Below are 15,638 nucleotides of genomic sequence, written 5' to 3' on the forward strand. Positions count from 1 at the left end.
GCAGTCGGAAAACCCCGCAATCGAAAGGTTGCGGGGTTTTCTTTTGCCTGTTTGGAACATGACAGGAACCGGATTACGACGCCTTGGCTTCGCCAGCGCCACCGGTCGCATCAATAACCGACTGACGTTGAGCGAGTTGGTGAAGCATGTTTTCGGCACGGGTAAAGCTGCCCGAAGCAGCGCGCGCCGCACCACGCGCCGCGGCTTCGTCAAAGGCCTCGTAAGCCTGCGAGAAATTCATCCGCGCCTGCGATATCAATTTAAGGTCCTTTTCCGCCGCACCGGTCGAAAACTGGACACTGCCGAGCGCAAACATCGCCCGCCCCCACAGATAGGGATGATCACGCCGCGAGCAGACCTTGAGTGCCGCCTGAAACACCGGGATCACCTGTTCGGCCGGAACGCCGACGCTGCCTATCGAGGACTGCGCAACAACAGACTCGGCCAATCCATAAGCGGTCTGTGCATACAGGGTCGCATGGGCCTTTGCATTCACCAGCCCGAGCGCCCGGCGATAATGGCCGCTGGCAGTTTGGGCCATTTCGATATCTTCGACTTCCTTGGCGTGGATCATCATGGCCTCGCCAAGTTTGCCAATGGCAATCGCGCGCGAAACAGGCGTACCCGCCATCAGTTCAAAGCGTCGTTCCAGAAGTTTCCACAAACCAATCGCGGTTCCCCCCGAGCGCGCGTTCATATTGCTGATCATCGACCAGTTCAGAAGCGTGCCGTAAAGCGCCATCAGTGCCGAACGTTGCGGATTGACAAGGGACAGATCGCCAACACCACGCAACATGTCTTCGGTTTTCAGGACCGTTTCCACGGTTTGCTGCCGTGTGATGCGTTCATGCAAAAGACCGGCCGGTTGTTTGGCTTTTTTGACGTCCTTTTGCGGATCACCGACAATCATCAGGATATCGCGGATAATCGGCTCGATCACCCTGATTGCGCTGGCGCAATAGCTGCGCTCACCGGTTTCGGCCAGCATTACAGCCCCAAAAGCATAGGCCGTTACGACCCCCGGCCCGGCATCGGCGATGTTTTCACCGTTGTTGATACGTTCCTGAAAGTCATCAAGGTGCGATGAAAGACGTGCAACCTGAAGGGCCCGCCGGTCATGTCCCCGCGCCTGGGCCAGCAGTTCACAGGTCAAAAGAATTTGCAGGGCGGCGGCCGTGTCCTTGTGTTGCGGCTGATGGAAACTGTGGATCAGCGGCATCAGCAATTCGTAGAGCGGCGAGACCAGAGTATCGTTACTGAAATGCACATTCAGCGTTCCGGTATCCGGATCGGTCTGCCCCCAGAATACGGCTGTCGCGTCCTGACGGTGCGCAAGGTTTAGTGCGCTAGCATGGGCTTCGCGCACGCCCTGAAACAGGTCGGCAATATCGGTATTAATCGCAATGTGGCGCCCAAGGGAAAGTGCCGTGGTATCGGGAATATCGGACAATATCCGTTTCATCCAGTCACCGGCCTGATCGGGCAAAGGAGTGCCAGAGGGATCTTCGGGGACAAAATGGGCAATGGCATACAGGCATGGTTCGACCGGTTCTGCAGTTTCCGTTTCCGGAACAGAACCATCGCCAACCGTTTCACCCGTGGCAAAGATGGACTTGAAAACAAGCCCGACCATGGACCAGAAGCCCGCCATTTATCCCCTTATCACACGTCCTTCGTCATCCGTGGCCGGAGGTTGACTTAGATGATCATGATATAATCACTTGTGGCGGCGGCGGCGTCAATAATACGCCGCCCTGTTTCACACCATACCGAAGGATAAAAGAGACCCGTCACGTATAGGGACAGGTCGGGAAATTCCCCCGGATTTTAATAACCTGGATTAATTCCAGGGGCGACGACGCACCCTGCGTTCCTTTGCCGAGCCGGACCACGGGCCGGATTTTGTCGGTGCCGTCGTTCCCGATTGTGGCGCGCCCGCCATTTCGCGCAATTTGGCAATCCGGTTGGACATGCTCGGATGGGTTGAGAACAGGTTATCAACACCTTTGCCCGAAAGCGGGTTGGCAATATACATATGCGCGGTCGCCGGGTTACGTTCGGCATCCATATTGGGAATGGAACGAACGCCCTTGTCGAGTTTGTTCAGAGCGGATGCCAGCCACATCGGATGGCGGCAGATTTCAGCGCCGATCTTGTCGGCTTCGTATTCGCGGGTGCGCGAGATTGCCATTTGCACCAGCATCGCGCCAAGCGGTGCCAGAATGGCAACAAGGATCATACCCAGCCCGCCGAGCGGATTGTTGTTATCGTTTCGACCACCACCAAACATCCCGGCAAACATCGCAAAGTTCGCCAAAGCGGAAATCGCCCCGGCGATGGTTGCAGTGATCGTCATGGTCAAGGTATCGCGGTTTTTGATATGGGCCAGTTCATGGGCCATCACACCGGCAATTTCATTGCGATCCAGCAACTGCATCAGGCCGCTGGTTGCGGCGACGGCTGCATTTTCCGGATTACGCCCGGTGGCAAAAGCATTGGGCTGGGGATTATCGATCACATAGACCTTGGGCATCGGAAGCCCGGCATTCCCGGCCAGTTCACGCACCATCGATACCAGTTCGGGTGCGGTCCGGTCGTCCACCTGCCTTGCACCGCGCATACGCAAAAGCATGGAATCCGCGTTCCAATAGGCAAACACATTCATCGCGGCAGCAAACAGCAATGCGATGATCATGCCCTGTTGCCCGCCAATCATCATGCCGACTGCGCCAAACAGCGCTGTCAAGCCAGCCAGCAACAAACCTGTACGCACATAATTCATGGTCGACACTTCCTTTGACGAATGCTCCGCGCAGAAGATAGGGAGAAGTTGCGCCAAGGCAAGCGTGACCGAAACCAGATGAGATCAATTTCACAGAAGAAAGAAACAGCCGGACCACGGGGTCGGGGGAACTTTATGGTCCGGCTGTTGTGCAACGGTTTTCGTTACTCCGCGGGCTGCTGCGCGTCAGCCCCTTCAAGTGAACGAACCTCGTTGCCACGGCCCATCTTGCGCACCAGCACGTAGAACACCGGTGTCAAAATCAGACCGAAGACGGTCACGCCCAGCATCCCCGAGAAGACGGCAATGCCGATAGCCTGACGCATTTCCGAACCGGCCCCGCTTGAAAGCACCAGCGGCACAACGCCCATGATGAATGCAAGCGATGTCATCAGGATCGGCCGCAGGCGCAGACGGCTGGCTTCAATTGCCGCCTGAACGGTTGTCCGGCCCTGATGTTCAAGTTCGCGGGCGAACTCGACAATCAGGATGGCGTTCTTTGATGCCAGTCCGGCCAGAACGAACAGACTGATCTGGGTGAAGATATTGTTATCCCCCCCAAACAGATAGACACCAAAGGCCGCCGACAACGTACTCATCGGGACGATCATGATGACCGCCAGCGGCAAGGTCAGGCTTTCGTACTGGGCCGCCAGAACAAGGAAGACCAGCAAGATACAGATCGGGAAGATGAAGATTGCCGTATTGCCCGCGAGGATCTGCTGATAGGTCAGATCCGTCCATTCATAGGACATGCCGGGTGGCAGGGTTTCATCAAGGATCTTGATAATCGCGGCCTCGGCCTCGCCACTGGAATAACCCGGGGCGGCGTTGCCGTTCAGATCAGCAGAACGGAAGGCGTTGTAACGCATGGCGGTATCCGGACCGAATGTTTCGGACACGGAAATAACACTGCCAAGCGGAACCATATCGCCATCCGCGTTGCGCGTTTGCAGACGCAGGATGTCTTCCGGGCTTGAGCGATAAGGTTTATCGGCCTGTGCGATCACCTGATAGGTGCGACCGAACTGGTTGAAATCGTTGACATACATCGAGCCCAGATAGATCTGCATGGTCCGGAAGATTTCATCGACCGGAATGCCGAGCTGCTGAACCTTTGTACGGTCCAGATTGGCCTCCAACTGCGGGACATTGATATTGTAGCTTGAGAACACACCGGTCAGTTCGGGTGCTGCCCATGCCTTGGCCAGCACCTGTTTCATGGCGTCATCAAGCGCACGATATCCCTGATCGGTACGATCCTGCACCTGCAGCTTGAAACCACCGACCGTACCAAGCCCCTGAACCGGGGGTGGCGGGAAGATGGCGACAAAGGCCTCGTCAAGTGCGGCATATTTCTGTTGCAGTTTACCAGCAATCGCCAGCCCCGACAGATCATCGGATTTGCGTTCGGCAAAGTCGGTCAAGGTCACAAAGACAATGCCGGCACTTGAACTGTTCACAAAACCGTTGATCGACAGGCCCGGGAAGGACACGGCACTTTCGACACCGGGTTCGGCCAGTGCGATATCAGACATTTCGCGAATGACTTCTTCGGTACGGTCCAGTGTCGCGCCCTGCGGCAATTGTGCAAAGCTGACCAGATATTGCTTGTCCTGCAACGGAATGAAGCCGGACGGCAAAATCTGGAAGCCCTGCCAGGTCAGAACCAGCAATCCGGCATAGACCGCCATCATGATGGTTTTCATCCCCAGCAGCCGCTTTACGCCACCACCATACATTTCCGTACTGCGGTTGAAGAACCGGTTGAACCAGCGGAAGAACCAGCCAAAGACAAAGTCCATGGCACGGGTCAGCCAGTCCTTCGGCGCGTCATGGGGTTTTAGCAGCAGTGCCGACAGGGCCGGGCTGAGTGTCAGGGAGTTGATGGTTGAAATGATCGTTGCAATGGCGATTGTCAGGGCGAACTGTTGATAGAACTGCCCCGTCAGGCCACTGATGAAGGCAATCGGAACGAACACGCCGGTAATGACCAGCGAGGTTGCGATGATCGGCCCGGTGACTTCGCGCATGGCGGCCACAGTCGCATCGCGCGGCGAAAGACCGCGTTCGATATTACGTTCGACGTTTTCGACCACCACGATGGCATCATCGACCACGATCCCGATGGCGAGGATCAGACCGAACAACGACAGCACGTTGATCGAGAATCCCAGCAACAGCATCAGGGCAAATGTCCCGATAATCGACACCGGCACAGCCAGCAGCGGAATGATCGAGGCACGCCAGGTTTGCAGGAAGATTGTCACCACCACAACAACAAGGGCGACGGCTTCGAGCAGGGTCATGATCACCGATTTGATCGAGCTTCGAACAAAGACGGTCGGATCGTAAACGATGCTGTATTCAAGACCTTCGGGGAAGTTCTGCTTGAGCTCTTCCATGGTTGCGCGAACGTTGCTTGAAATTTCAAGCGCGTTGGAACCGGGCGATGCAAAGATCGGCAGGGCAACGGCGGATTTGTTATCGAGCAGGGAACGCAGGGCATATTGCTGTGCCTCCAGCTCGACCCGGGCGACATCACCAAGACGGGTTACGGTGCCGTCCTCATCACGATTGACGATGATTTCGGCAAATTCCTCGGGCGTTTCAAGGCGTCCGTGAACATTGATCGGCAACTGGAACTGCACACCGGTATCATAGGGCGCGCCGCCAATGGTGCCGGCTGCGACCTGCACGTTCTGGCTTTGGATCGAGGACACAACATCGCCCGCTGTCAAACCGCGTTCGGCGACCTTGTCCGGGTTAAGCCAGATGCGCATTGCATAATCACCCGACCCGAACAGACCGACCTGCCCGACGCCCTTGATGCGCGCAAGCTGGTCCTTGACATTCAGGGTCGCGTAGTTACGCAGATACAGCATGTCATAGCGGTCATTTGGCGAGAGCAGATGCACCACCATCGTCAAATCCGGGGATTGTTTTGATACCGTCACGCCAAGCTGACGGACGATATCGGGCAGGCGCGGTTCGGCCTGTGACACCCGGTTCTGGACCTTTTGCTGGGCCAGATCAGGGTCGGTACCGATTTCAAAGGTCACGGTCAGACTGAGACGACCATCGGTCGTTGCCAGCGAGTTGACATAAAGCATCCCCTCGACCCCGTTGATCTGCTCTTCAAGCGGGGAGGCGACGGTTTGCGCAATTTCGGCCGGGTTTGCACCGGGGAATTGCGCCTCGACCACGACGGTGGGCGGCACGACTTCCGGATATTCGGAAATCGGCAAATTCAACATGGCAATCAAACCTGATAACAATATCAGGACGGATAGAACGCCGGCGAAAATCGGGCGATCCACAAAGAATCTGGATATATTCTGCATAACGGTCAGCCTAGTCTTTGCGCGCAGTCAAGCATCCCGTCAGGATGCCGAGGCCTGCAGAATTTCGGGGGCAACGGGCATACCGGGGCGAACCTTCATGATGCCGTTCACAATCACCATGTCACCGGGTTCAAGCCCGGAGGTCACGATGCGACGTCCGTCGACTTCGGCACCCAGCGTCACCTGACGATAGGCAACCGTATTGTCGGATTGGACCACGTAAACGAATTTGCGGTCCTGATCGGTGCTGATGGCGTCGGGTGAAATCAGGATGACATCCTGCTCGGCGGAGGTGCCGAGTTGCAGACTGGCAAAACTGCCCGGCAGAAGCGCGCCATCGCTGTTGTCAAACAGGGCACGCGTCCGAATGGTGCCGGTCCGGGTATCGATCCGGTTGTCGAAACTGTGGATAAAGCCTGAAATTGTCTCGCCACCCGCAACGGTCATACGGACCGGGATTTGCTGTGCGGCACCACCAATCTTGGTGGCGTCATAGATGCTGGCGAAATAGGTTTGTTCGTCCAAATCGAAATCGGCGTAGATTTTTCCGGTCGAGACAATGGTGGTCAGGACCGGTGCATTCGGCCCGGCATTGACCTGATTGCCGACGGTCAGTTCGACCCGGCTGACGCGGCCATCAATCGGAGCCTTGACGAAGGCATGGTCAAATTCGATTTCGGCAAGTTCAAGCTGTGCAAGCGCACGGTTAACCTGACTTTGCGCAACCTGCTCGGCACTGACGCGTTCGTCAAAGACACGTTTGGAAACCGTGCCGTTGGCAACCAGTTTTTCCGCACGTACCTTTTCCTTGGCAGCAAGCGACAGGGTTTGGCGCGCAGCAGCCAGTTCCGCCTTGGCTTCATCAACCGCCGCCTTGTAGGTGCGGGGATCGATCACCGCGAGAATATCGCCTTCCTTGACGATCTGGCCATCTTCGAAACGGATATCGACAATCGCACCACTGACCTGCGGTCGAAGCTGAACTTCCTCGACCGCACTCAGACGACCGGAAAAGTTGTTCCAGAGACGGACAGACTGACTGTGAATGCCCTGGACCGTGACGGGGGTGACTTGTGGCTCGGCCTGTACAACGGCTTCGTCTGCATCGGCAGAACCGATGGTGCTTAGTCCGTAACCACCGGCAGCAATCGCAACGATTGCAGCTGTGGCCGACAGCAACATTTTTAGTTTGGATCGTGATTGCATCTTTCCATTTCCCAATAGCGTTACCCGCGCATTTGCGGACAGAATAACGGGAAGATGCGTACCGATCGGTTTGTTTGCAAGTGCGAACTGAAAAAATTTTGCAGTTATTCTAAATTTTCAGAACGACTAGACAGCAGCGAGCTCGGTCTCTTTTTGGCTTACATTCCTGAATTCACAGCGTAAATCAAGGATTCGGCAGATGCCGATGCGCATATCAGACCGAACAGTATCAACACAGCCAAAAACCTTGCCAAATGTCAGCAGACCGTGAACATACTGGAAAACCAGACGCGCAAGCGTCGTCACATCGGCATCGCCCGACAACATGCCTTCGCCCTTCAGGCCGCGAATCATCGAGGCAAGATATTTCATTTGCTCTTCGGCCAGTTCGCGGGAGCAATCCTGAATTTCGATATCCTCGGGCCCAACCTGGCCACCTGCGGTAAAGATCGGGCAGACGCAGACCTCTGTATCGCCCGGCACACCAAACTTTTTCTGCTTGTTCATGATCAGGTCGATATAGCGGTTGAGCTGATCCAGCGGGGCGATTTCCGGGGAAAAGATCGCTCTGAGTTCGTCCTTTCCCTTGTCCCAGTGATGGCGGGCCGAGGCGGCAAACAGGGCGGCCTTGCTGTCAAAATGATGATAGAATGCGCCCTTGGTGACGCCTGCATGTTTGCAAACATCACTGACACCAATATCGTGATAGCTGCTGGTCCACAGCAATTGAATTGCGGTCTCCAGCAGTTTTGTCCGGGTCTCGGCAGCGTTCCTCATTTCTCACACCATTTATTGGTTTTTCCGAATTTAATATACGTACCGGTTGGTATTTTTCAAGGTTTCACCGGCTTTCATCTTGTTTTCATCATATAAAAACGGCAGGAGAATGGCAGTAAATTTAATCGATTCAATTACTTCTTTCTATTCTCCCAACCTGAAAAAAATACCAACCGGAACGCGTCTGATTGCTCCTGACAATGTTAACGGCCCGAAGCCCGCATTGCGGATAAAAAAAGAGGGCACCGAAGCGCCCTCTTTGGAATAGTATCAGGCCGTTGATCAGGCGGTTGATCGATCAGCCGCCGACCATTGCCCGGATCTGGCGGTTGGCAACCGTGATCATCGACAGATCGATCTGACCGGCAGCACGAAGTTCGTCGATCAGTTGATCGCACCGCGCACAGCCGCGTTGATGATCATCGACCCATTTCTTGACCAGATCACCGCCGACCGTGCCGTTTTTACCCGATGCCAACACAACACGGGTCAGTTCGCGCTGATGCCCGAACAGATCGTCGATGGCCGCGGCACGGGCCAGTTTCTGCCAATGGGTTTCGGCTTCGATAGACTCGGCCGCCGCACGCAGCAGGCCAAGCTGGAAGCGCGCCCCGATGGCAAAATAGGTCGCCCCGACATCGATGACGTCACGCCCGGTTGCCTCGGCAATACGGACGATGTCACACACCGCAACCATCTGCTGCATCGCGGCAATACGGCGCGCCAGATCTTCGGGCACGCTCTGATCGATCAGGGATTGCGATTTCTGATCCAGGGTCGTTCGGAAGGCCGCATCGGCGGGAACGATATCGTCAAAGGCCTCGATCACCTTGGCGACCGCCGGACGGAACAGTTCGATCTTCGCCCCGACATTCAATTCCTCGCAATTGCGCAGGAACCACAGGGTCACATCTTCGACCATGCGGTTGATGTGGGAGAACATCGCGATCTGGACCCTGGCATCGACCTTGTTATCAAGGGCCTCGATCCCCGACCAAAGCTTGCGCAGGCCAAAGACCGCACGGGTAATCAGATAACCGCGCGAGACATCCACCGCCGAAAGCCCGGTTGCCTCCATCATGTCATGGACAAACGTCCCGCCAACGCGGTTGACCAGACTGTTGGTGCCGACGGTGGCGATGATTTCGCGTCTCAGACGGTGGTTGGAAATGGCCGCACTGTATTTTTTACGAACTGCCGTCGGGAAATACCGCACCAGTTCCTCGACCAGGATCGGATCATCGGGCAGATCGGATTTAAGCACCTCGTCATACAGCCACAGCTTGGCATAGGGCATCAGAACCGAGATTTCCGGACGGGTCAGACCCTGATGCGCCGCAGAACGCCGTGCCAGTTCCTCGTCATCCGGAAGATATTCGATTTCCCGGTTCAGACGACCTTCGCGTTCCAGCATGCGGATCAGACGTATCTGCGCATCAAGTGCATCCCCGCCCCCGGCAAAGACGTTCGAGATCGCCTGGCTTTGCAGATAGTTGTCACGCAGCACCAGATCGCCGACCTCGTCAGTCATTTCGACCAGCAGTTTGTTGCGCTGCTTTTCGGTCATGTCGCCGGCGGCCACCACCTCGCCCACGAGGATCTTGATATTGACCTCGTGGTCCGAGCAGTTCACGCCCGCCGCATTGTCGATGGCGTCCGTATTCAAACGACCACCAGCATGGGCATACTCGATACGACCACGCTGTGTGCAGCCAAGGTTGGCACCCTCGCCGATGACCTTTGCCCGGATATCCTTGCCATTGATGCGAATGGCATCATTGGCACGATCCCCGGCATCGGCATTCGATTCCGCGGATGATTTGATATAGGTCCCGATCCCGCCGAACCACAGAAGTTCGACATCGGATTTCAGGATGGCCTTCATCATGTCGGCCGGCGTTACCTTGCCGGTGCCAAGATCAAGCAGCTTGCGGACCTCGGCGGAGGGATCAAGCGTCTTGGCCTTGCGGTCAAAGATTGCACCGCCTTTTGACAGAACCTTGGTATCGTAATCGGCCCAGCTTGAGCGCGGCATATCAAACAGACGCTTGCGTTCGGCAAAGCTTTTTGCCAGATCCGGGTCGGGATCGACAAAAATATGCATGTGGTTGAAGGCGGCAACCAGCTTGATCTGTTCGGACAACAGCATGCCGTTGCCAAACACGTCGCCCGACATGTCGCCAACACCGGCCACAGTGAAGGGTTCTTTCTGGATGTCCTTGCCGATTTCGCGGAAATGACGTTTGACCGATTCCCAGGCACCGCGTGCGGTGATGCCCATTTTTTTGTGGTCATAGCCCTGCGAGCCACCCGATGCGAAGGCATCGTCCAGCCAGAAGCCATAATCACGGGCGACACCATTGGCGATATCGGAGAAGGTCGCGGTCCCCTTGTCCGCCGCAACGACCAGATAGGGATCATCGTCATCAAGACGGCGTACACGTTCCGGCGGGATGATATCGCCACCGACGATGTTGTCGGTGATATCAAGCATGCCCGACATCAGCGTTTTGTAACAGGCAATGCCTTCTTCAAGGAAGGCTTCGCGACCGCCATCGACCGGGGGCCGTTTAACGACAAAGCCACCCTTGGAGCCGACCGGCACGATCACCGCGTTCTTGACCATCTGGGCCTTTACCAGCCCGAGAATTTCGGTGCGGAAATCTTCCTGACGATCCGACCAGCGGATACCGCCACGCGCAACCGGACCACCGCGCAGATGAACGGCCTCGACCCGCGGCGAATAGACAAATATTTCGCGCCACGGACGGGGAAGCGGCAAATCTTCGACCATGCCGGAATTGAATTTAACCGACAGATAGGGTTTCGGATTGCCGTCCTTGCCATACTGGAAATAGTTGGTGCGAAGCGTTGATTGAACAAGGTTGAGGAAGGCGCGCAGAATGCGGTCCTCGTCCGGGTTCATCACATCTTCGAGGCGGGTGATAATGTCACCTTCGATGGCTTCGACTTCGGCGGCCAGCCCCGGATCACGATCCGGGTCAAAACGCGCGACAAACAGATCAACAATCGTTGCTGCCAGACCGGCATTATTGGCCAGGGTTTTGGCCATGTAATCCTGCGAGAAGGCCGATCCCATCTGACGCATATAGCGTGCATAGGTCCGCAGAATAACGACTTCGCGCCAATGCAACCCGCCCAGCAGAACAAGACGGTTAAAGGCGTCGTTTTCGACTTCGCCATGCCACATGCGAATGAACAGTTCCTGGAACTTGTCACGCACATCATGCAGATGGAATTCGCCGTCAACCTGTACGCCGAAATCGTGAATGCGGACATTCACATCGGTATCGCGCGGCTCCACCTTGAACGGGTTTTCGGTAATGACCTTAAGACCCATATTTTCAAGCATCGGCAGAACGTCGGAAAGCGGCACCGGCGCACCGGGATTATAAATCTTGAAGCGCAGCTCGTTTTCGGCGGCCTCGATCGGACGATACAGATTGACCCGCAAGTCCGATGATTTGATCACATCCTCGATCCGGTCGATATCAAGGGCCGCTGTATCGACACCGAACCGATCACGATAATCGCCCGTGAAGCTTTCGCCATAGCGACGATACAGCGCCAGACCGCGTTCTTCGCCCATTTCACGCACCAGCACCTGACGGAGCGTATCGGCCCAGTCACGTGCGATTTCGACAAGCTGGCGTTCGATATCGGCGACATTGTATTCCGGCAACTCGCCCGGCGTGGTTTTGACCAGAATGTGCAACCGCGCAAGGGGACTATCGCCGATCAATGTGTAATGTGCCGTCACCTTGCCATCAAAGGCGGCTTCGATCACCGACTGGAACTTCATGCGAAGTTTGGTCGAGAACCGGTCACGAGGGCAGAACACCTGACAGGAAACAAAGCGTTCAAAGGCATCACGACGCACGAACAGGGCAATCCGCTGGCGTTCCTGAAGATGCAGGATGCCCATACAGATATGATACAGATCATCAAGTTCGATCTGGAACAGTTCATCGCGCGGAAAGGTTTCAAGAATATTGACCAGCGCCTTGGCATCATGGCTGGCGGGCGGGAAGCCGGCGCGCTTGATGGTCTCGGCAAGTTTCATGCGCAAAAGCGGGATTACGCGCGGACTGAGGTTATAGGCAACCGAGGTAAACAAGCCGACAAACAAATGCTGGCCGATAACCTTGCCATCATCATCGAACTGCTTGACGACGATGGTATCAAGATGCACCGGACGGTGAACCGTCGATTGTTTATTCGCCTTGGTCACCATCAAAAGGCTTGGCTGTGCCACGAATGCCTGCACTTCGGACGACAGGTTTCCGATCTGACGCAACTCATCAAAGATATGCGTACCTTCACGGCGCAAGATGCCCAATTGGCTATCGGCGTTTACATCGACCTTGGCCTTCTTGCCCGAACCACTGAATTTGTATTCGCGGTATCCCAGGAAGGTGAAGTGATCGTTATGGACCCAACCAAGAAAATCCTGGGCTTCTTTCTGGATTTCTTCAGAAATGCCGGTTGGTGCAGTTTTGATATCCTCAAGAACCTCGGCGACCTTTGACAGCATCGCCTGCCAATCCTCGACCGACAGGCTGACATCGGTCAGGACATCTTCGAGACGGTCACGGACTTTCTGCAGAACCGTTTCATCGGTCTGTTCGTCAATTTCAAGATGCATCACGGATTCACGTGGTGCATCGGAACCTTCGACACCTTCGACCGACTGCAATTCACCACGATCATCACGTGCAATACACATGATCGGATGGATCACCAAATGGACGGTCAGATCGAATTCATGAAGGGCAGACGTTACGGAATCCACCAGGAACGGCATATCCGTATTGATCATCTCGATCACGGTGTGATCGGATTTCCAGCCATGCTCCTCAAGATCGGGGTTATAAACCCGGATCTTGGCGGCATTGGCCGACGGGCGCTTTTGCGCAAATTTGTAAAGCGTCAGTGCCGCGCCATAAAGCGAGTCGACGGATCGACCTGCCATGTCGTCGGGCGGTACATCCTTGTAAAAAAGGCGAACGAATGCTTCTGCATCCTTCGCCATTTTACCGGTCAAGCGTTGCTGGATCTGTTCGACAACCTTGTCGATGACTTCCCGTTTCGGGTCGTCGCTTCGGGCTTTCATGTCCAATTTCCCTTTTTATCGGTTCTGTTTGCCAGAACCGAAGTGCCGACCTTTGCGGGCGGCACCACACACCTCGGATGTCACATGTATTTGGGAAGACAACCTGAAGTTCCCCACACCCGGAAATGACGGAAAACTGCAGCTTCCTTCCAAGGCTACACATAGCCGATCGTCTGCCTAAAAACTATGCTTCTGCACAAAAAAAAATCGTTCACTCAATAGGTTCCGATCAACGGAGCCCTGTATTCCAATTGGGGATTGTCACAGAATTTTACACTTTGTTGCATCGCAAAATCATCTAAGCTTTGCCAACCTTGTGAATCAGAAGTTCGCTTCGCATCCGCAAAACACTTCAAATCAGGAGATGCCCGGTGCTGGCAGGAAAGAAGGGCCTTATCGTCGGAATTGCCAACGACAAATCGATTGCCTATGGCTGTGCGCGAATTTTCAACCGGGAGGGTGCAGAGCTTGCGATTACCTATCTGAACGACAAGGCGGAAAAGCATGTCCGCCCATTGGCAGAAGGACTCGGTGCCGCGATCATCACCCCGCTTGATGTTCAGAACGAAGACCAGATGGATCGATTGTTCGCGGCGATTTCCGATCACTGGGGAAAACTGGATTTTGTCCTGCATTCCATCGCGTTTGCACCCGGCGATGACCTGCATGGGCGGGTGATCGACTGTTCACGCGACGGGTTTCTGACGGCAATGGATATTTCGTGCCATTCGTTCCAGCGACTGGCAAAGCGTGCCGAACCATTAATGAAAGACGGCGGGGCGCTTTTGACCGTCACCTATATGGGGTCGGAACGGGTTGTTGACCATTATGGGGTGATGGGGCCGGTCAAGGCCGCGCTTGAGAGTGCCACCCGATACATGGCGGCCGAACTTGGCCCGAAAAACATTCAGGTCCATGCGATTTCACCCGGCCCCCTTCTGACACGTGCAGCGTCAGGCATTGCCGAATTCGACAGCCTGATGACCACCGCCCAAAGCCGATCACCGGGGCGCAGGCTTGTCACCATTGACGAGATCGGGGAACTGGCGGCGTTTCTTGCCAGCGACCGGTCGCGCGCGATCACGGGCGACGTGATCCATATCGATGGTGGCTACAACATCATGGGCTAGGGCCGGAAGACCCTGCTGCTAACCGATAACACTGTCTTCGAAGACGATATTGTCCTCGGTAAAATCGGCAAGATCGGTATTTTCGATCAACACGCCATAGTCATAGGGGCGGCCATCGCTGAAATCGACATACAGGCCGTCATCCGTTTCTTCGGCGTGGGCGATAAAGTCGGCAAAATCGTGGATGCCGCTTTTTTCCTGAAACTCGCTTCCAAGCTGAAGCCTGTCACCATCGGGGCCGGTTTCAAAATCGGCAATCCGGTCGCGTTCAGCACCCCCTTCAAACACCCGCCACAAAAACGTGTCGGGGCCATCGTTCTGCGGATATCTGTCACTGTTGCCACGCAGGAAATCGTTGCCATCACCCCCCTCGATGATGTCATGACCATTGCCACCATGCAGTACGTCATGCCCGCCCCCGCCACGCAGAACATCATCACCGAAATGCCCCTGCAGAACATTCCGACCAGCATCGCCGATCAGCAGGTCATCATGGATTGTGCCGTAAAGGTTTTCGATATCATAGACAACGTCGCCTTCGGCTTCGCCGCCCTGAAAAACACCGGTTTCAAGGTTAATGGAAACACCGATGTCACCATTGTAGCGCAATGTGTCGTTTCCCGCACCGCCATCGACGTAATCAGCATCGGCACCGGGGCTTAGCATATCATCCCCGTCACCCCCCAAAAGGGTATCCTCGCCTTCGCGCCCCGTGATGGTATCGCTCCCCGCACCGCCCAGAAGGGTGTCATTGCCGGGATCATTGCCAAGATAATCACCGTACAGAAAATCATCCCCGTCACCGCCCAGCAGCAAATCGCTTCCGCCACGCCCCCAAAGCACATTGCTTGCATCATCGCCGATCAAGGTATCGTCGAAGGGACTTCCTTCAAGCACCTCGATCCCGACAAGCCGGTCACCCTGCGCCTCGCCCCCGTGGCCTGTTCCATCCTGCAGATCAACAATGACGCCTTCTGTTGCGGTATCGGTATCGTAGTTGGCGCTATCACGTCCTCCGGGACCACCGTCGAGCAAATCCGCCCCCGGTCCGCCCGTCAGCTCGTCATCCCTGCCAGCTCCGTAAAGCTGGTCATCGCCCGCCAGCCCATAAATCGTGTCATTATCACTTGATCCGACAAGGCTATCATTGCCTTCCGTTCCTGTAATGACCGCCATGGAATCCTCCTGCAACTGATAATATCAACTGCAGATTTAAATACATATTCGTGTTTGCATCAACATTCGCAAAATAGAATGAAATATAA

8 protein-coding genes are annotated in these 15,638 nt (G+C 55.4%); 1 reads left to right on the plus strand and 7 read right to left on the minus strand.

Annotated features, from left to right (window positions below; all coding sequences use genetic code 11):
* Positions 1-73: 73 nt before the first annotated feature.
* The 6 genes from LG297_RS19055 to LG297_RS19080 form a co-directional block, all read right to left on the minus strand.
* Positions 74-1,651 (minus strand): hypothetical protein, encoded by a 1,578-nt coding sequence (locus tag LG297_RS19055; protein WP_404423095.1) that lies wholly within the window; start codon positions 1,649-1,651, stop codon positions 74-76.
* Between the two features lie 189 nt (positions 1,652-1,840).
* A complete protein-coding gene (gene htpX / locus LG297_RS19060; RefSeq protein ID WP_404423097.1) occupies positions 1,841-2,782 on the minus strand; it encodes a zinc metalloprotease HtpX in 942 nt (313 codons plus the stop codon).
* A 164-nt stretch (positions 2,783-2,946) separates the two neighbouring features.
* Positions 2,947-6,126: an efflux RND transporter permease subunit gene (locus LG297_RS19065; protein ID WP_404423099.1), complete on the minus strand. Its 3,180-nt coding sequence runs from the start codon at positions 6,124-6,126 to the stop codon at positions 2,947-2,949.
* A 39-nt stretch (positions 6,127-6,165) separates the two neighbouring features.
* Entirely contained in the window at positions 6,166-7,332 is a 1,167-nt protein-coding gene (locus LG297_RS19070; protein WP_404423101.1) for an efflux RND transporter periplasmic adaptor subunit, read from the minus strand.
* A gap of 126 nt (positions 7,333-7,458) precedes the next feature.
* On the minus strand, positions 7,459-8,109 hold the full coding sequence (locus LG297_RS19075) for a TetR/AcrR family transcriptional regulator (RefSeq protein WP_404423103.1): 651 nt from the start codon (positions 8,107-8,109) through the stop codon (positions 7,459-7,461).
* A 298-nt stretch (positions 8,110-8,407) separates the two neighbouring features.
* Complete coding sequence (locus LG297_RS19080; RefSeq protein WP_404423105.1) at positions 8,408-13,243, minus strand: NAD-glutamate dehydrogenase; 4,836 nt, start codon at positions 13,241-13,243, stop codon at positions 8,408-8,410.
* A gap of 371 nt (positions 13,244-13,614) precedes the next feature.
* Here LG297_RS19080 and fabI point away from each other — a divergent pair, with 371 nt between their 5' ends.
* A complete protein-coding gene (gene fabI / locus LG297_RS19085) occupies positions 13,615-14,373 on the plus strand; it encodes an enoyl-ACP reductase FabI (protein ID WP_404423107.1) in 759 nt (252 codons plus the stop codon).
* Between the two features lie 18 nt (positions 14,374-14,391).
* On the opposite strand, the gene LG297_RS19090 is transcribed toward fabI, so the two are convergent.
* Complete coding sequence (locus tag LG297_RS19090; RefSeq protein WP_404423109.1) at positions 14,392-15,549, minus strand: calcium-binding protein; 1,158 nt, start codon at positions 15,547-15,549, stop codon at positions 14,392-14,394.
* Between the last annotated feature and the right edge of the window lie 89 nt (positions 15,550-15,638).

Origin of the sequence: Thalassospira australica, from assembly GCF_044790785.1 — a bacterium.
Lineage (GTDB): Bacteria > Pseudomonadota > Alphaproteobacteria > Rhodospirillales > Thalassospiraceae > Thalassospira > Thalassospira australica_A.